The 16,891-nt window shown below is 41.0% G+C and carries 15 protein-coding genes, 1 pseudogene and 1 riboswitch; of the genes and pseudogenes, 8 read left to right on the top strand and 8 right to left on the bottom strand.

Features of this window, described 5'->3' with window-relative positions; all coding sequences use genetic code 11:
• Nucleotides 1–104: 104 nt before the first annotated feature.
• Both baeS and F988_RS11330 read left to right on the top strand, forming a co-directional pair.
• A complete protein-coding gene (gene baeS, locus F988_RS11335; protein ID WP_026040071.1) occupies nt 105–1,775 on the top strand; it encodes a sensor histidine kinase efflux regulator BaeS in 1,671 nt (556 codons plus the stop codon).
• Between the two features lie 46 nt (nt 1,776–1,821).
• Nucleotides 1,822–2,508, top strand: coding sequence for a response regulator (locus F988_RS11330; RefSeq protein ID WP_004683115.1), 687 nt, complete (start codon nt 1,822–1,824; stop codon nt 2,506–2,508).
• Nucleotides 2,509–2,582: 74 nt separating this feature from the next.
• Here F988_RS11330 and F988_RS14780 read toward each other — a convergent pair.
• Nucleotides 2,583–3,404 (bottom strand): annotated as a pseudogene (locus F988_RS14780) (IS5 family transposase).
• A 115-nt stretch (nt 3,405–3,519) separates the two neighbouring features.
• Here F988_RS14780 and F988_RS11320 point away from each other — a divergent pair.
• Nucleotides 3,520–3,735: a hypothetical protein gene (locus F988_RS11320; protein ID WP_004683113.1), complete on the top strand. Its 216-nt coding sequence runs from the start codon at nt 3,520–3,522 to the stop codon at nt 3,733–3,735.
• 3 nt (nt 3,736–3,738) lie between these two features.
• Here the strand turns inward: F988_RS11320 and F988_RS11315 are convergent, their stop codons facing one another.
• The 3 genes from F988_RS11315 to F988_RS11305 all read right to left on the bottom strand — a co-directional run bounded on the left by F988_RS11315 (nt 3,739) and on the right by F988_RS11305 (nt 6,965).
• On the bottom strand, nt 3,739–3,921 hold the full coding sequence (locus tag F988_RS11315; RefSeq protein ID WP_010589480.1) for a hypothetical protein: 183 nt from the start codon (nt 3,919–3,921) through the stop codon (nt 3,739–3,741).
• 295 nt (nt 3,922–4,216) lie between these two features.
• Nucleotides 4,217–5,659, bottom strand: coding sequence for a protein adenylyltransferase SelO (locus F988_RS11310; protein WP_004683112.1), 1,443 nt, complete (start codon nt 5,657–5,659; stop codon nt 4,217–4,219).
• 136 nt (nt 5,660–5,795) lie between these two features.
• Nucleotides 5,796–6,965, bottom strand: coding sequence for an acyl-CoA desaturase (locus F988_RS11305; protein WP_004683110.1), 1,170 nt, complete (start codon nt 6,963–6,965; stop codon nt 5,796–5,798).
• Nucleotides 6,966–7,177: 212 nt separating this feature from the next.
• Here F988_RS11305 and F988_RS11300 point away from each other — a divergent pair, with 212 nt between their 5' ends.
• The gene (locus F988_RS11300; protein ID WP_004683109.1) at nt 7,178–7,705 is read left to right on the top strand and encodes an META domain-containing protein; all 528 of its coding nucleotides are present in this window, start codon (nt 7,178–7,180) and stop codon (nt 7,703–7,705) included.
• A gap of 64 nt (nt 7,706–7,769) precedes the next feature.
• On the opposite strand, the gene F988_RS11295 is transcribed toward F988_RS11300, so the two are convergent.
• The 3 genes from F988_RS11295 to F988_RS11285 all read right to left on the bottom strand — a co-directional run bounded on the left by F988_RS11295 (nt 7,770) and on the right by F988_RS11285 (nt 11,058).
• On the bottom strand, nt 7,770–8,489 hold the full coding sequence (locus tag F988_RS11295; RefSeq protein ID WP_004683107.1) for a glycerophosphodiester phosphodiesterase: 720 nt from the start codon (nt 8,487–8,489) through the stop codon (nt 7,770–7,772).
• A gap of 22 nt (nt 8,490–8,511) precedes the next feature.
• Nucleotides 8,512–9,099 carry a cob(I)yrinic acid a,c-diamide adenosyltransferase gene (locus F988_RS11290; RefSeq protein ID WP_004683106.1) on the bottom strand — a complete coding sequence of 196 codons (588 nt, stop codon included), beginning with the start codon at nt 9,097–9,099 and terminating at the stop codon, nt 8,512–8,514.
• 102 nt (nt 9,100–9,201) lie between these two features.
• Nucleotides 9,202–11,058, bottom strand: coding sequence for a TonB-dependent receptor plug domain-containing protein (locus F988_RS11285; protein ID WP_004683105.1), 1,857 nt, complete (start codon nt 11,056–11,058; stop codon nt 9,202–9,204).
• A gap of 37 nt (nt 11,059–11,095) precedes the next feature.
• Nucleotides 11,096–11,308: riboswitch (cobalamin riboswitch) on the bottom strand.
• Nucleotides 11,309–11,426: 118 nt separating this feature from the next.
• On the opposite strand from F988_RS11285, the gene F988_RS11280 reads away from it, so the two are divergent.
• The 3 genes from F988_RS11280 to F988_RS11270 are packed head-to-tail and all read left to right on the top strand — an operon-like array spanning nt 11,427 to nt 13,833.
• Nucleotides 11,427–12,086: a phosphoribosylanthranilate isomerase gene (locus F988_RS11280; protein ID WP_004683104.1), complete on the top strand. Its 660-nt coding sequence runs from the start codon at nt 11,427–11,429 to the stop codon at nt 12,084–12,086.
• Nucleotides 12,067–13,311: a tryptophan synthase subunit beta gene (gene trpB / locus F988_RS11275; protein WP_004683103.1), complete on the top strand. Its 1,245-nt coding sequence runs from the start codon at nt 12,067–12,069 to the stop codon at nt 13,309–13,311. The genes F988_RS11280 and trpB overlap by 20 nt, the downstream gene beginning before the upstream one ends.
• 9 nt (nt 13,312–13,320) lie before the next feature.
• Nucleotides 13,321–13,833, top strand: coding sequence for a DUF1543 domain-containing protein (locus F988_RS11270; RefSeq protein ID WP_004683100.1), 513 nt, complete (start codon nt 13,321–13,323; stop codon nt 13,831–13,833).
• 49 nt (nt 13,834–13,882) lie between these two features.
• On the opposite strand, the gene F988_RS11265 is transcribed toward F988_RS11270, so the two are convergent.
• Nucleotides 13,883–15,664 carry a bifunctional metallophosphatase/5'-nucleotidase gene (locus F988_RS11265; protein ID WP_004683098.1) on the bottom strand — a complete coding sequence of 594 codons (1,782 nt, stop codon included), beginning with the start codon at nt 15,662–15,664 and terminating at the stop codon, nt 13,883–13,885.
• A gap of 206 nt (nt 15,665–15,870) precedes the next feature.
• Between F988_RS11265 and F988_RS11260 the strand changes: the two genes are divergently transcribed.
• Nucleotides 15,871–16,866, top strand: a complete 996-nt coding sequence (locus tag F988_RS11260; RefSeq protein WP_004683097.1) for a DUF2804 domain-containing protein — start codon at nt 15,871–15,873, stop codon at nt 16,864–16,866.
• The last annotated feature ends 25 nt before the right edge of the window (nt 16,867–16,891 follow it).

Below are 16,891 nucleotides of genomic sequence, written 5' to 3'. Positions count from 1 at the left end.
TTCGATTGTTAAAGATTAGATAATAAAGATGAAGAAAGAATGGAGAGTTTTTTTGAACCATGTTGGTTACAATCCATAAATAGAACACTATTGAGATTTCGCTTTTGAATGTTCGTCGCATGCCTTTAGCCATACGTTTATTTTTAACGGTATTACTCACTACCTTAGTGATTGCAACAATCAGTTTAGGGGTATTGCATTGGACCATGCAAAAGAACTTCGCACGTTATGTTGCTGATGTGGAAATGCAAAAATTAGATCGTTTGATTGCGAATCTAGGTAATGTTTATACGGTTTATCATGACTGGGGGAATGCCATTCAGGCGCAGATTTTACAAATTGAAGGGAACGCAGCACCTGATGATTATGATCGCTTGTCTCAGTGGTGGTTGCGCCGTCAGTATGATATTGCCTTACAGCAACGTTATTTTAATGACCATACCTTATTATCGCTTTCACCCACTTTAGCTCAAAACAACACCGAATTAAAAAATCGTCAGATTTTTAATGATGAAGAATTAAAGATTCTTAAACAAAATTTACCATCAGAATATCAACCCTTTGAAGGCTTACGTTTTCCTTTGAGTCCGAGCCAATTTCGATTAAAGAAAGATGCGAAAGATGACGAGCAAGAGAGCAAATCTAGTTCATCATCTGAACATGTTAAAAAGCGTTTTGTATCAATTCCAGATCGTTTAGGTTTAAGTTCAAGACTGTCTTTATATGATGAAAAACACCAATTTATTGTGGGCGAACCTGCAACTGATCAAATAGCCTATCGTCCAATTTTGGTCGATCAAAAAGTTGTGGGTTATCTCGGCTTAAAACCCGTATTGGACCAGGATGATGCATCAAGTATCAATTTCTTTAGTAATCAAAAGCGTTATTTGCTTTTAGTTTATGCCTTAACGGTGCTTTCCAGTTTGGTGGCTGCATTATTGATGGCAACTTATTTTAAAAAGCCAATTCAACGTTTGCTCAATGCGACGTTGGAATTAACGCGTGGAAATTACCAACATCAGGTTATGATTAAGCGAAATGATGAATTGGGAGATTTATCTAATCAACTGAATCATTTAGCTGATATTTTGCATCAACATGAGGAATCACGCCGTCAATGGGTCGCAGATACTTCTCATGAATTAAAAACACCTTTGGCTGTGTTACAAGCGCAGATTGAAGCGATGCAGGATGGAATTCGTAAAGCAACCCCCGAGCACCTTGATGCAATGATGCGTCAAGTGAGTAGTTTAAAGAAGCTAACACAAGATTTGGCGGATTTGGCACAGGCAGATGCACAGCAGTTGAAATGCTATTTTGCTGAAGTCAACCCTTGGGATGTGGTGTTGCAGGAGGTTGAGAATTTTAAATCGACTTTTGAGCAGAATCAGTTGGAAGTTTCACTGTCAGGTGAGGGTGCGTTGTTATCTTTAGACCGTGATCGCTTTAAACAGATTATCGTCAATTTGTTAGGGAACTGTGTGCGTTACACGGAACAGGGTGGAAAAATACAGATTCACACTCAACAAAATGAGCATGAATGGGTACTGTATGTGGATGATAGCCCATTTGGGCTAAGTGATGAGCAGTTGGCGCGTTTAGGCGAGCGTTTTTATCGTGTGGATGACTCCCGTACCCGTAGCACTGGCGGAACAGGTTTAGGTTTGGCTTTGTCTTGTAAACTTGCGCAGGCGTTAGGTGGTTCACTTGCTTTTAATCATTCACCTTTAGGTGGATTGCGTTGTGTGCTGACTTTCCCAAAACAGATCAAATAACTTTTTAGCTCCTCTTTGCTTGAGGATAATGGATAGGATGAAGACCATGAAACACATTATGTTGGTTGAGGATGAGGTTGAACTGGCAGAGCTGGTTCGGGATTATTTGGAGGCGGCTGGTTTTGAGGTCAGTATGTTTCATGATGGTCAGGATGCTTATACCCAGTTTCAACAACGTAAACCCAGTCTCATGATTTTAGACTTGATGGTTCCTCGTATGGATGGTTTAACCATTTGCCGTAAAGTACGTGAACAGTCTGATTTGCCGATTATCATGGTAACAGCACGGACTGAAGAAATTGACCGCGTGTTGGGCTTAAATATGGGCGCAGATGACTATATCTGTAAACCCTTTAGTCCGAAAGAGCTGGTGGCACGTGTTCAGGCGGTGTTACGCCGTTTGGAGCGTAAGGCTGAACCTGAACAAGATGATTTATTCCGTATTGATAAGGCGCAGCAACGCATCTGGTATCAGCAAAAAACACTCACTTTAACACCGACAGAATTCCGTTTATTGGAATTATTTTTGGAGCATGTTGGGCAGGTGTATTCACGTGCGCAATTGTTAGATCATATTAACCCTGACAGCTTTGATGTGGCTGATCGGGTGATAGACAGCCATATTAAAAACCTGCGCCGTAAAATCACCGAAGCCGCCGATACAGGCAATCGCCATGAATGGATTCAGGCGGTGTATGGAGTGGGTTACCGCTTTGAATATCCTGATGAGTAAAAAATATAAGCCCTTTATTAATAAAGGGCTTTCTATTCAATAATCGATTGTCATTAGACCTCTTGCGAAAGTCGTTATTGCAAGTTCATCCGGTTTACCAGTGCGGCAATTAAGTTAATGCGCAAACCGAATCTTTTCCGTCTATTTCGATAGCGTTCACTGAGTATTCTAAATCTTTTCAATTGACTATTAATGTGTTCGATCACAACTCGTATTTTTCCAATCATTTTATTGTAATTTTTCTCAACTTTAAATAATGGGAAATTTTTCTTTTTTTGATTGGAATCAACAATTTAAATCCATCTTGCTCTAATCCGTAATACCCTAAATCGGTCATAACATATTCACAATGTTTGAATTTCTTAACTGTTTTTCTTGCCAATTTAATATCATGCTGACTGCCAGAAGATATATCTACTCCTATGATTTGTTTGCTCTTCGGATGATAGATCACTTGGGCTTTTAGCGTATGTTTCTTCTTTTTACCACTGTAGAACTTACTCTGATTTTTTTTTGGGGCGTTCTATTGAACATTCTGTAGCATCAATAATGACCCAGTTAAATTGTTCGTCTGCTGTTGTAATGCTTCGTTTTGGCAGGGTAAAACGCCTTGATTTCATTAATGCATCTTCAACCTTTTTAATGGTTCGATTCACATTACTTTCAGCGATATGGTAATTTGCAGCCAATTCCAATTGAGTGCTGTAATTCCGTAAGTAATTGAGTGTTAATAATAATTGATCCTCTATAGCTAAAGTATGAGGACGCCCAAATTTCTTTTTAAGTGATTCTGCTTCTTTTAAAACTTCGACCATTTCACTAAAAACTGGTCGAGGTACGCCAACCAAGCGCTTGAATTCAGAATCTGAAAAACGGTTTAATTTCTGATATTTCATGAAATCTATATTGAGGCAGTTTTTACTTTCGCAAGAGGTCTAATATACGCAGAAGCTGCCTTTTAAAATTTATACTGATCTAAATTATCAGTCAGATCAGAATTGGCGTTTAGGTATGAGTTCAATCAGCAATCAATATAATAGTCTTTGGCAATTGAACGCTTATTGGGATACAGGTGTAGAATGGGGAATCCATTTTGAACCTCAGACCCATGCTTTAGGCTTATCAGTACAGCATCAAAATTTTGGCTTGAAATATATTGCAGATGATCTAAATACCAACCAGGCCAAGAGGATGGGCGCTCAATTGTTTGCCCAGTATCAATGGTAGAGACTAAGCAAAATAATAATCCACATCTAAACTCAAAGCTAGCATAAACAATTGTCTAATATTGGCTGCGCTGACAGGTCGGTGATGTGGATTTTCAATATGTCCTGTTGCACTGATACCGAGTGAATATTGAGGATTAAAAAAGAGCTGCTGTAAGGTATTTTTATAAGGTCGTAACTGTTCCACTACATCAGCAATATGCTCATTCAGTTTTAATGAATCTCGATCGGCTTTGTTGCAGAAATAGCTAACACTATGATTTTATTATATTTATTTTTATTAAAATTTTAGAAAACCCCTTAAAAATCAGTATCTTGCAAAATATTTATGCAACAAAGCCACAGTGAAATAAAAATATTCACTGTAGCTTTGTTGTTGTGACATTATTTTTACCCTTAACGTTCTTCTCGGGATATTCTTTTAAAACGAACAACTCGCCTGAGTCGCGATAGCAGCACAAGGGAACTAAAACTGTTTAGAATTAAGATGAACAACTCACCATTATTTCAGGCACATCACTTGGTAAAGGTGCAGTATCTTGTTCAGTTTCTAAGTCGGGTTGTTTTAAATAAGGCTGATTCAGTAGCTTAAACAAACGTTCAACCTCACTAAAATCACCACGTTCGGCTAGTTCAATCGCTTTTTGTGCCATGTGGTTGCGTAAAATATAATGAGGATTAGCGCTTTGCATAACTCGATCTAACTCGTCTCTCTCTTGAGTTTTGCGAATCTCCTGATATTGATGGAGAAAAGCATCAAACTGACGTAGATCTAAGCAATCATCACGGAGGGTTTTATATTCCTTGTTCTGTAGGCGAATAAAACTTTGCGTATAGTCGAGTTGTTCCGTTTGCAAAATTCGCAAGAATGCAAAACTACAATCTAAACTGTCTTTATGAAAATGGGGGAGTCCCATTTTTTGGCATAAACCCTGACCATAATGTTCTAAAAAGGTCGGTTCAAACTTTTCTAGGCAAGTCGCCAAATCCTGTTTGAAGTGTTCTTTATGCTCAGGCTTAGCTAAAGGAATAAGATTGTTCAACCATGTCCACAAATTCCAGTGCCCAATACTTGGCTGATTTTGGTAAGTATAGCGACCCTGATAATCGGAGTGGTTGTTGATCCAGTTCGGGCGGAAACGCTCCATAAAGCCATACGGACCAAAATCTAAGGTTGAGCCTGTAATATTTAAATTATCGGTATTCATGACTCCATGCGCGAAGCCCACCAATTGCCATTTGGCAATCATAATGGCAGTTCTTTCAACCACCGCCTCAGTGAACGCCAAAATAGGATTCTCTGCTTCTAAACATTCAGGATAATGCCATTCAATACATTTTTGCGTAAATTCAGTTAAAAGTTCAGGGGCATATTGGTTGATCCACTCAAAATGCCCTAGACGAATATGACATTCAGACGTGCGTAATAACATTGCACCAAGTTCAAGAGTTTCACGTTGTACACCTTGTGTCGATGTAGTAAAACCAACGGCATGGCTAGATGCTACGCCAAGAGCATTCAGTGCATGTCCAGCCAGATATTCACGAATCACCGAACGCAATACCGCACGACCATCACCCATACGTGAATAGGGGGTTGAACCCGCACCCTTAAGATGAAGATCAATAGTTTGTCCCTGCTGATTGAGAATTTGTCCAATCAACAAACCACGACCATCACCCAACTGTCCAGCCCATTGTCCAAATTGATGACCTGCATACACCATCGCTAATGGAGTGAATTCAGCAAAGGTTTTTTGCCCACTACAAATCTCAACCCAATTGGCTTTATCCTCTTCATTCCATTGCAATTCATCGGCTAACGCTTCATTAAAGTGACCAGCTTTTGCGCCACGTAAAGGACTTGGTTGTTGCTGATGATAGAGCTTTGAATTGAGAGATGAATAGCGAGGATTGAAATGCATAGGTCAATATCATGGCAAGAAGCTGAATGATGACTATAGCAAAGATAGGTCTAAAATAGTGAATTGTGGTCATGAACTGAATATTTAAATAGGCATAAAAAATGGCCTCTAAAGAGACCATTTTATTGAGTATTTTTTATTCTGAAACAGGCGCTTTTTTGATGTTACGCATCAATGTTTCCAAACATTCACGATGGTGAGCAAGACGATGTTCAAGCAACTGGAAATCAACCTTAAGCTTATGATCCATTTGATGGATTTTTTCGGCCATTGCTGCTTTTTTTGCTTGTAGCTCTTGCTCTTTTAACTTCGCCCAATCGTTTAGAGTTAATGTAAAAGCTTCATATTCTTGAGCAATACGTTGTTTCATTTGCAAGATGTCAGTATTGACATCATGACCATAAATCGCGAGATCTTGTTCAGCATATTTAAACTTCATCGCAAGTTCAGCTTTCTGGATATTAAAGCTTGGAATACGACGTAAATTTTTTGCTAAGCCTAACTTTGCACTCGTCCAAATTAACCATTTTGTAGGGTCGTATTGCCACCATTTTACCCCATTACGGTAGTCGTACTGGAAAATGTGATGGTAGTTATGATATCCCTCACCCCAAGTGAGAATCGCTAGGATAAAATTATCACGTGCGGTATTTTCGTCAGTATAAGGGCGTTTACCCCACATATGACATAAAGAGTTAATGAAGAAGGTGACATGATGGCTAATGATCAGACGTAGTAAACCACCCAGTAGAACGACACCCCAAACATCGCCGACTGCCCAGCCAACACCACCCAATAAGCCCACATGAACTGCAATGACCATTGGCACATAGTATTTATGCTGGAACATCACCAGCTTGTCATTGATTAAGTCAGGTGCATTTTTGTAATCAGGTTCAGAGGGTGAGTGGTCGCGAATCATCCAGCCCAGATGTGCATACCAGAAACCACGTTTGATTGAATACGGATCCTGATCGACATCATCAACATGACGGTGATGGGTGCGGTGGCCTGAAGCCCAAAACAGGATACTGTTCTGGACAGCGAAAGTACCGCCAATCATCAACAGGATTTTAAGTGGTAAAGCGGCCTCATAGGCACGGTGTGCCCAAAGACGGTGATAACCTGCTGTAATTCCCAGGCTGCTTAATGCCAAAAGAAAAAATAAACTGACCCAGGCACTTACACTAAAATCATAATAATAAGCGTATAAAGGGATTAGAATAATCGCAAGAATTGGTGTTCCAATTAAGGTAATGCTAGCAGTCCAGTTAATGGGTGCTTTTTTGAGTGGGGCGGAAGTCATATCCGTCAGCGCTCCTAGTAACCTTGTTTGTACAAGATAATAAAACTAAACGAGATAGCAAAACCAATCACAACGATATATTGCTATTTTATTATTGATATTAGCACGCCCAGATAAATGAACACTAGCATTATTCTACAGTTGTACTGAAAGAACCGTAATAGAATTCCGCTTGCCTAACTGGTATATTGATTAAAAGGTGAAACAAATCAATGTGTGAGCAAATTACCATGAAAAATCCGATTTTTTCCATGAAATCTTTTTTTCATAAAACTTTGATTCTGTCGGCTGTTGTGATGGTGGCTGCCTGCCAGAGTCAACCCAAAACAGTGCAGAAAACCACCTTGCAACCGAAACGTGTGGTTCAGCCTCCTGCAATGCAGGTTCGTAAAAGTAGCGATGGTGTGCAGGACATTGAATGGCAAATTATGACCGTTCAGAATAGGCGTGCATTGTTTTTTAACCAGTATCCGAGTTTCCTGCTTAACTCGGTGACAAAGACTGTCTCTGGTCATACAGGCTGTAACGCTATTTATGGTCGTTATACATATGACTTTGCTCAGCAGAAACTTGATTTTGATGTTATGGCTGGACACGATAGTTGCCCTAAGGCTTTGGCGCAGGAAGCAGATTTGATGGATCTCATTCAGCGGGTTGAGCGTTTCCAGTTTGATGGTGCAAATTTATATCTGCTTGATGCTAAAGGGCAGCGTCTGATTCAGGCACAACCTAAAAGATGAATCGTAGAACAAGGAGTGATGTATTCGCCCCAATCCCATATTTTAATTGTTTATAAAGCAATTTTTACAAGGACAATGATCTGAGCATAGTGCTTGGTACATCAGTGATTAAGCCTTGTATTCCTAACTGCTGTAAATGCTTCGCCCGTTCCACATCATTTACAGTCCAGACACTAATATCAAGTTTTGCTTGGTGAGTGAGTTTAATGATTTCATCGGTTGCCAGTTGGTCTTTCCAGCCAATCTGGCAGCATCCATATTGCTGGGCCAGTTCAATCGCATATTCACCAAGTGGAATTTCAACCAACAAGCCACGTTTAAAATGGCTGTGATGTTGCTGTAAGGCGGTTAAAATCTTCACATCAAAGCTGGTAATGGTTGCGTTCTTTTCAAAGCCCTTGAGTTCATTATGCAGGCTTAAGATCAGGCGTTCAGCCGCTGCTTCATCTGCAACGGCCTTGATTTCAACTTCAATGTGTTCAAACTCGGTTAAACATGCCATCACATCGGTTAAATGTGGGGTGTATTCTTCATTTTCCCAAGCCTGCCATTGATGGCGATGATCAAACTGCTGTGCTGTGGCCAAATCACAACTTTCAACATGCTGTGAACGGCCTGTGGTACGCTGAAAATTATCATCATGGATGACAATTAACTGACCATCCTGTAGTTGCCGCACGTCAAACTCGACAGCTCGTACCCCTAGATCATGCAAATAACGAAAACCACCCAGCGTATTTTCAGGCGCTTCTCCACGTGCCCCACGATGACCAATAATTCGCATTTATTTTCTACCTAAACCATCTTTATGCTGGATCAATACTGTCATTGATATTCTTCTGCCACAGCACTTCGCTACCACCCTCGGCACGCTGTAAACTGCGTGAAGCCACAAACAGCCAGTCTGATAAACGATTGAGTAATTGTAAAGCGGTTGCCTGAATATTTTGATCGCGTGTATGCACCGACATCAGGGCACGCTCAGCACGACGGCAGACAGCACGCGCCTGATGCGCATAACTACAGGCCAAAGTGCCTGATGGGAGGATAAAATCTTTCAGCATTGGCAGACTTTCATTCATACGGTCAATTTCTTTTTCAAGAAATTCAATACAAACGGGTTGGAGTAAATGGTAGTTGGGAATGCATACCTCACCGCCTAAATCGAACAGCCAGTGCTGAATCAGGCTCAGACTTTTGTCCCAGTGGTCTTTATCTGCAATTTGGCTGGCAGTGATTTGTGCGCGGAGTACACCAACGGTCGCGTTCAGTTCATCCACATCACCCAGTGCAGTGATGCGTAAATCATCCTTGGCAACCCGTGAACCATCTCCTAAACCCGTTGTGCCTGAATCGCCAGTGCGTGTATAAATCTTGCTTAAACGATGTCCCATAGTTCTGTTGCTCTTGTCCTAAAATAAAAAGGGGATAATGCCGGTCAGAACATTATCCCGAAACTGGAGTTAAGGAAATATTTTTATTGTTTTAGCACACGATTAATAACGAAATGTGACACCCGCAGAAGCGATGCGACCACCATTGATATAGTAAACACCATTGCCGTTATAAGCTGTTTTATAATTGACATCACCAATATTTTCAACATTGGTAAACAGCTTGATCATTGGGGTCGCTTGCCAATATGCATTCACATTGGTGCTGACATAACCAGGATTAATTGTTGGCGTGGTGGATGGGTAGTCCGCAAAGTCTTTTGAGTTGGATTTTGCAACAACAGATGCAGAAATGCCATAAACACCGTCATCCCAACCTGTGGTTAAAGTCAAGCTTTGTTTAGGACGACGATTCAAGTCTTTCTTGGTTTCATCATTTTTGGCCTGAACATAGGCATAAGTGGTGTTGAAAAACAGAGCATCTTGTTGCCATTGCAGTGATGCTTCACCACCCGTAAAGGTTGCCTTGTTGACATTAATCAATTTACCAGCCTGATAGCTGATCAGGTTGTCGACTTTATTGCGATAAACAGACAAGCCTAACTCAATATTGTCGTTGAGCTTTTGATCTACACCCATTTCATAAGAGAAACTTTCTTCTGGCTTTAGATCAGGGTTTGCACCCCACGAAACGGCATATAAGTCATTGGTTGTTGGGGCACGGAAAGCGGAACCAATATTTGCATAGACACTTGTCAATGGGAGAACCTGATAACGGATAGCACCCTGACCTACAGTGTGGGTACCAAATCTATCGTTGTCTTCAACACGGACACCAACCTGAGTTTCTAGCCCATCCTGCTGGTATTGATGTTGGACAAAATAGCCAATGGTATTGACTGACTCATTGTATTTAACATCCGCTCCGCCCCAGAGGTTTTTAGAGTAAACATCGCCTTTGATATCTTTAAAGGTTGAACCCAACAAAACATTGTGTGCAGGCGAGAATTGCCATTTTGTATAAAGCTCAGCTTCCTGCGTGGTGCTGTATACATAATCTGGTGAGTCATTTTGATCCAGATTGTCTTTGAATTGAGAAAGGCGTGCATGAATAGCTAAATTATCCAGCACATTTAGGCGGCCTTTTAAGTTGATCACCTCATTTTTAAAGTCTTGTGAAACTAAGTTTCCATAGTTGTCGTAATCGCTATAGCCTTGGTTTTCACTGTAATCAACAGAGGCAGCATAGTCTTGCTTGTCTACACCGACTTTTGCACTGTAACCTTTTTGATCAAAACTGGCTTTTTTATTGTCTTTGGCATCCGTAACAGGGGTACCATCCGTTTCTAGGCGTTGACCACGAATTTGTGCATAAAAACCATTTTCTGCCAAATCGGCACCAATCACTGATTTATAGGTTTTATTCTCACCAACTTCACCTGTTATAAAGGCGGATGTCTTGTCAGGTGTTTTTGAAATGAGCTGGACCACACCACCAATCGCATCTGCGCCATATAGTACCGAGGCTGGGCCTTTTAATACTTCGATTTGTTTGATGTCAGTCGTATCAATAAAGGGTAGGGATGCTGCGCCAGATGTATTTGAATTCAGGCGGGCACCATCTCTTAAAAGCAAAGTGTGGTTAGAGTTGGTGCCACGTAGGAAGATTGCCGCTGTTTGCCCATAGCCACCACTTTGCACCATATTGATAGATGCATCAGTTTGTAGCAATTGAGGTAAGGATGCGATTGGGGATTGTTCAACAATCTGTGGCTCTACAATAGAGATACGTGCAGGCACATCCTTGATTTTTTGTTCACTACGAGATGCTGTCACAACAATTGTATCGAGCGTTGCTGTTTTTTCTGTTGATTGATCTTGAGCAAAAGTAGTTGAACAAAACCCCATCGCAATAGCGATAGCACCAACTAAACGTGTCGGTTGAAAAATAGTAGACATGATGTCGCTCCAGACATTCACCCATCGTGAATGTTAATGTGGAAATGAACAACAAGCAGGTCTCCGGACTTCACTATATCATCACAATCGTGATGCTACTAATCATCTTCCCACATCATTCTGATGCAGTGATTTGGCTTAGAGCTGAGATTAATAATTCGGTGTTACCGTTGCGAGGGCAGTGTTGGATTTTCACCAACTTCCCTATAAGCAAAAGAATTTGCTTTAGACTTGTTGCGATATTGGGCGAAGTATAAAGTGTTAACGTTTTTTAAACAATCGCATTTCGAAATGAACTTTGCCCCAAGTGAGTCAAATTGCATTACAATGCGATGGTTTCAAAATATTCATTTTAAATTGGACACATCATGCGCCAATCTCAAATGCGAACTCGCGCCAAGATTTGTGGAATAACTCGAGCACAAGATATTCAATCTGTGGTGCAGGCAGGCGCAGATGCAATCGGTTTTGTATTTTTCCCGCCTAGTCCTCGCCATGTGACTATTGAGCAAGCGCAATCGTTGGCAAAACTTATTCCACCTTATGTGCAACTGGTTGGCCTGTTTGTAAATGCGAGTGCAGAAGAAATACAAAGCGTACTTGATTCAGTTCCTTTAGATGTATTACAACTACATGGTGATGAAAGTCCTGAACAATGCCAGCAGATTGCGGCACAATGCAAACGCCGTTGGTATAAGGCCATACAGGTTCAACCAGATTTAGATATTTTGACCGAAATTCAGCGCTATCAAGCTGTGGGAGCCAGTGCGGTTCTACTTGATGCGTGGCATCCTGATTTAAAAGGTGGAACAGGCCACTGTTTCGACTGGAACCAGTTTCCCCAACTCGATATTCCACTGATTTTGGCAGGCGGATTAACCCCTGAAAATGTGAGTGACGCTATTGATACTACAGCAGCTTTTGCTGTGGATGTCAGCGGAGGCGTAGAGTCCGCAAAAGGTATAAAAGACCAACAACTCATTGAAAAATTTATGCAAGGAGTCCAACGTGGATCAGCAAAACCTTAGTCAACAAAATCAGGCGATTGACTACACCCAGTTTCCAGATGCTCAGGGGCATTTCGGGATTCATGGTGGGCGTTTTGTATCAGAAACGCTGATGGCTGCACTTGAAGACTTGGAAAGTCTTTATGGTCGTATGAAAAATGATGCACAGTTTTTGGCAGAATTTGACCGTGATCTTGCGTTCTATGTTGGTCGTCCTAGCCCACTTTATCATGCAGAGCGATGGTCACAGCAGCTCGGCGGTGCGCAGATTTACTTGAAACGTGAAGACTTAAATCACACAGGTTCACATAAGGTCAATAACACCATTGGTCAGGCTTTATTGGCAAAACTATCAGGTAAAAAACGTATCATTGCAGAAACAGGTGCTGGTCAGCATGGCGTTGCGACAGCAACGATCGCGGCGCGTTTAGGCCTTGAGTGTGTGGTATTCATGGGGGCGGAAGACGTTAAACGTCAAGCGATGAATGTATACCGCATGCGTTTACTTGGTGCGAAGGTTGTGCCTGTGCAAAGCGGTTCAAAAACATTGAAAGATGCTATGAACGAAGCGATGCGTGATTGGGTCACCAATGTGGATAGCACTTATTACGTGATTGGTACTGTGGCTGGTCCACATCCATATCCGCAGCTAGTTCGTGATTTCCAGTCGATTATTGGTCGTGAAGCGCGCCGTCAAATCCAAGAGCAAGCAGGGCGTTTACCTGATGCTTTGGTGGCTTGTGTTGGTGGCGGTTCAAATGCTATGGGCTTGTTCTATCCATTCCTGAATGATCAAGATGTCAAAATGTATGGCGTTGAAGCTGCTGGTTACGGTATTGAAACAGGTAAACATTCTGCTCCGTTGAATGCAGGTCATGTTGGTGTATTGCATGGTAACCGTACTTACCTCATGTCTGATGCACAAGGTCAGATCATTGAAACACACAGTATTTCCGCCGGTTTGGATTATCCTGGTGTTGGACCAGAACACAGTTTCTTGAAAGATATGAAACGCGTTGAATATGTTCCGATTAAGGATGATGAAGCTCTACAAGGTTTCCGTGATCTCACCAAAATTGAAGGGATTATTCCTGCTTTAGAAAGTTCACATGCGATGGCGTATGTCACTAAACTGGCACCAACAATGTCAAAAGATCAAATCATCATTGCGACTGTTTCAGGTCGTGGTGATAAAGATTTAATGACGGTAGCCCGTATTGATGGCGTCGAAATGGTTGAAATGTAAGTCAACCTCATGCCAAGTTTGTTTATGGTCATGTTGGGTGGTCGACATGCTAAAGCCATTACCGAAGTCCATGATGTGGTTATGGCAATCGGTGATGATGTGCAGGAGATCATTCCTCAACTGAAACAAGCTTGGTTTGGTGAGTTGAAGGGTTTACATATTGACGCTTGGGCTCAGTTTTCTGGAGTTCAGACGCAAGGTGTAGATTATCAAATTCACTTCGCGCTTGCTGCCCCAGCAGTAGACGAGCAAAAGTTATATTTGATCAATCTCGGCGGATATTCAGCAAATCAATTTGGCGAGTTACATCGTTATCACTTGGTGGTTGCTACAAATACTACTCATGCTAAACAGATTGCGAAGCAGTTGATTCCACCAGAGTGGGGTAAACCACATACTGACCGTGTTATTGAGGTGGATGATTGTATCCCAATCGATCATGTTGCAGGGCGTTATGTGCATTTAGTGAAAGGTCTGTTTAAGCCGATAACTTGGCAAAATACTTATCTTCCAATTGATTAAATATCATAAAAAAATGGGGAGGCGAAAGCTTCCCCATTTTTTATGTGAACTACTGAATAACTTTAATACGGTTGGTTTCAGGTGCTTGAACAGGTGAATTTTGGTTGATGTATTTTTCTAATGCATCAATGTCTTGTCCACCACCTACACGATTGGTTCCTTTTGACAGTACAGTAAAGTTATCGCCACCATCTGCAATAAAACTATTTACGGTGACTCGATAAGATTTGCTATCCATTAAAGCCTGCCCAGAAATCATAATTTGAGTAGCACGTGGGACAGCAGTTGCATCTTTTTTATAAGCATAACTCAGCTCTTTAGATGGTTGTAATATACGCGGTCGATTAGCATTTGCCCCAGACCATTGTTGTTCTAATAGTTCACGGATTTGTTGGCCTGTCAGACTTAAAGTGACAATCGAATTACCAAAAGGTTGTACTGCAAATACATCTCCAAAAGTAATTTGATTATTACTGTTGGTTTGAAGGTCAGCACGTACCCCACCTGGATTCATTAATGTGAAATCAGAGCCTTGATTGCTTGCAGTTAAAGCTGCTGCCTGTTGGGCATCTGCAATTAAATTACCTAAAGCGGTTTCACCACTTTCAGCTGCATTTCGATTAATGACTGTGGTCGCAGTGCCTACGATACGTGCAGAAATTGTAGTTACAGCTTGACGATATTTATCCAGAATCGCTTCGATACTTGGTGTCTTGTTAAATTTTTCATATAAGTTAGTCAAGTTAACCGTAGTCGTTCCAGACGTATATGCTTCGCTTTGAATTGGTACTTGTTGAGCATCTTTCTTGATGACATCCCCAGTTTTACCATCGAGCTCAAGTTTAATGTTGGTAATTGCTGTGCCGTATTGTCCTGCTGAGGTCAATAGAAATGGTTTTTGTGGGTTTAAGGTTGAATAGTCACAGATATAAGACTGGTGGGTGTGTCCTGAAACCACGACATCAACCGCAGTATCTAAACGATCTAATATTCCAGTCAAAGGTCCACTTAAACCTGCGCAGGTTTTCGCATTAAATTTAGTACTTGGCGCTACACCCTCATGTACCACTACGACAATTGCTTCAACCCCTTGCTTTTTTAACTCAGGTATAAGTGAATTGACAGTCTCGGCTTCATCATGAAAATCAACATCTTTGATACCTGCCGCTGAGACAATTGTTGGTGTTGCTTCTAGGGTCAAACCAATAAACGCAACAGGGATATTGCCATAGCGCTTAATTTTATATGCAGGAAATAGTGTTCTTTTGGGATCAGCTTTCAAAGAGACATTTGCTGCTAAAAAGTTAAATTTTGCACCAGCGAAATCTTTGTTAATTTGACAAGGTTTAGTGGTGGTATATTGCTGACAACCACCATTTTGCAAACGACGTAATTCATCAGTTCCACGATCAAATTCATGATTACCAACCGCGTTAAAATCAATTTTGATTTCATTCATGGTTTCAATGGTCGGTTCATCCAAGAATAGGGATGAGGTAAGTGGTGAGGCACTAATTAAATCACCCGCAGATACCACGGCATTGTTAGGATATTGAGCACGGAGTTTATTGATTGCATCTGCAAAATAACTGACACCACCTACAGGAATTCGTACCGATTTATTCGTGTCAGTGGGGTCTTCAGCCTCAATAAAACGTTTTGGTGGTTCTAAATTACCGTGAAAATCATTGAAAGCTAAAATATTAATACTTTGATTTTGTCGTTCTGGTTGGGTTGCAGAACTATTTTGATCATCGTTGTCGTTACATGCTGTCAGTGCTAATACTATGAATCCCAACGCGTTGACTTTTAATAATGGATGTAGAGTCATGTTTTTTGATCGAGTGGTTTAAGATTGTTTTTTAAAATAAAACTTGAGTATGAATATTTGATGAAAAATTGAACTTTAATGTGAATGAAATAAAGATCGAGAGAAGTTGAAATGTGCTCAAAAATTGTGAACGGTTTTGAGTAAATATTATGAATTAGCGGCTATGATAGACAGGATGCTCTCATGCGGTCACGGAATCAAAAATCATGGATTTGATACAAGCCAATGGTCAGCCACGTTATGGGCGTTTTGATCAGGTACCATCTGGAATTAACCTCGATGACTATATCTATAAAACGCCGTATGGTCAGATACTTAAAGGCTGGCGTAAACAGTTAAAATATAAGAAATTCAAGTTTTGCGGTATACAGCATGAGCACTACAGTATCGGCGTCGCAATCGTTGATTTATCGTGGGCTGGACATGCTTTCTTTTATATCTATGATCATCAAGCTGAACAAGTGATTGAATGCAATGCAATTCAACCTTTTGGCTATCAAACCAAACTGGATGAACAACCGCTATTTAGTCAAAGCTATTTTAAAAAATCAGGCTATTGTTTTAACATGAAACACGCCAATGGTGTGCGCTATATCCAAATCACCAGACATGGTGAAGTTCAGCTTAAAGCGCGTATCTTTTGTGCGGGGACTGATGCACTGAGCTTATGTAGCCCAACTGGGATCACTGGTTGGACGTATACGCAAAAGCAAACCACCTTAGCGGTTGAAGGTTATTTTATAAGTCCAAAACAGCAACAGATAAAATTTAATGCACAAAGCCTTGCATCATTAGATGATACCTGTGGTTTTTTACGCCCTGAAACGGCTTGGTTCTGGTTGTCTTGTCAGTTCCGTGATGAACAAGATCGTCGTATTGGACTTAACCTTGCATCGGGTGTGAATGAAAGCTTTGGCAATGAAAATGCCTTGTGGGTCGATGGTCGTTTATATCCACTCACGGATGTTTTATTTGAACAGCAGAATGAAAAGTGTTGGTCAATTCGCTCTTTGGATGCCCGATTAAACTTGTTGGTGCAAACAGGGTGGTGTCGTTTTGAAAATATCAATTTACGTTTAATCGGAAGTCAGTTTAATCAATGGCAAGCCAAAGTGAGTGGCACGATTGAGCAAGAAAATGGTGAGTTACTGGTGTTGAATGATCAGTATGGTTTATTTGAACAGCAGAATGAAAAGTGGTGATTATTGAGAAATCTTTCCAAACCTC

This window comes from Acinetobacter parvus DSM 16617 = CIP 108168, from assembly GCF_000368025.1.
In the GTDB taxonomy this organism is placed as follows: domain Bacteria; phylum Pseudomonadota; class Gammaproteobacteria; order Pseudomonadales; family Moraxellaceae; genus Acinetobacter; species Acinetobacter parvus.
The sequence above is the reverse complement of the archived record's forward strand: the minus strand, read 5'-3'. Positions and strand labels throughout refer to the sequence as shown.

Excerpts from the sequence above, each read along its gene's own strand:
- F988_RS11320 (WP_004683113.1), top strand. The coding sequence starts at position 3,520 with ATGAGTTCAATCAGCAATCAATATAATAGTCTTTGGCAATTGAACGCT.
- F988_RS11295 (WP_004683107.1), bottom strand. The coding sequence starts at position 8,489 with ATGCGAATTATTGGTCATCGTGGGGCACGTGGAGAAGCGCCTGAAAAT.
- F988_RS11270 (WP_004683100.1), top strand. The coding sequence starts at position 13,321 with ATGCCAAGTTTGTTTATGGTCATGTTGGGTGGTCGACATGCTAAAGCC.
- F988_RS11280 (WP_004683104.1), top strand. The coding sequence starts at position 11,427 with ATGCGCCAATCTCAAATGCGAACTCGCGCCAAGATTTGTGGAATAACT.
- F988_RS11305 (WP_004683110.1), bottom strand. The coding sequence starts at position 6,965 with ATGACTTCCGCCCCACTCAAAAAAGCACCCATTAACTGGACTGCTAGC.
- F988_RS11330 (WP_004683115.1), top strand. The coding sequence starts at position 1,822 with ATGAAACACATTATGTTGGTTGAGGATGAGGTTGAACTGGCAGAGCTG.
- F988_RS11265 (WP_004683098.1), bottom strand. The coding sequence starts at position 15,664 with ATGACTCTACATCCATTATTAAAAGTCAACGCGTTGGGATTCATAGTA.
- F988_RS11285 (WP_004683105.1), bottom strand. The coding sequence starts at position 11,058 with ATGTCTACTATTTTTCAACCGACACGTTTAGTTGGTGCTATCGCTATT.
- F988_RS11310 (WP_004683112.1), bottom strand. The coding sequence starts at position 5,659 with ATGCATTTCAATCCTCGCTATTCATCTCTCAATTCAAAGCTCTATCAT.
- F988_RS11300 (WP_004683109.1), top strand. The coding sequence starts at position 7,178 with ATGTGTGAGCAAATTACCATGAAAAATCCGATTTTTTCCATGAAATCT.
- F988_RS11290 (WP_004683106.1), bottom strand. The coding sequence starts at position 9,099 with ATGGGACATCGTTTAAGCAAGATTTATACACGCACTGGCGATTCAGGC.
- F988_RS11260 (WP_004683097.1), top strand. The coding sequence starts at position 15,871 with ATGGATTTGATACAAGCCAATGGTCAGCCACGTTATGGGCGTTTTGAT.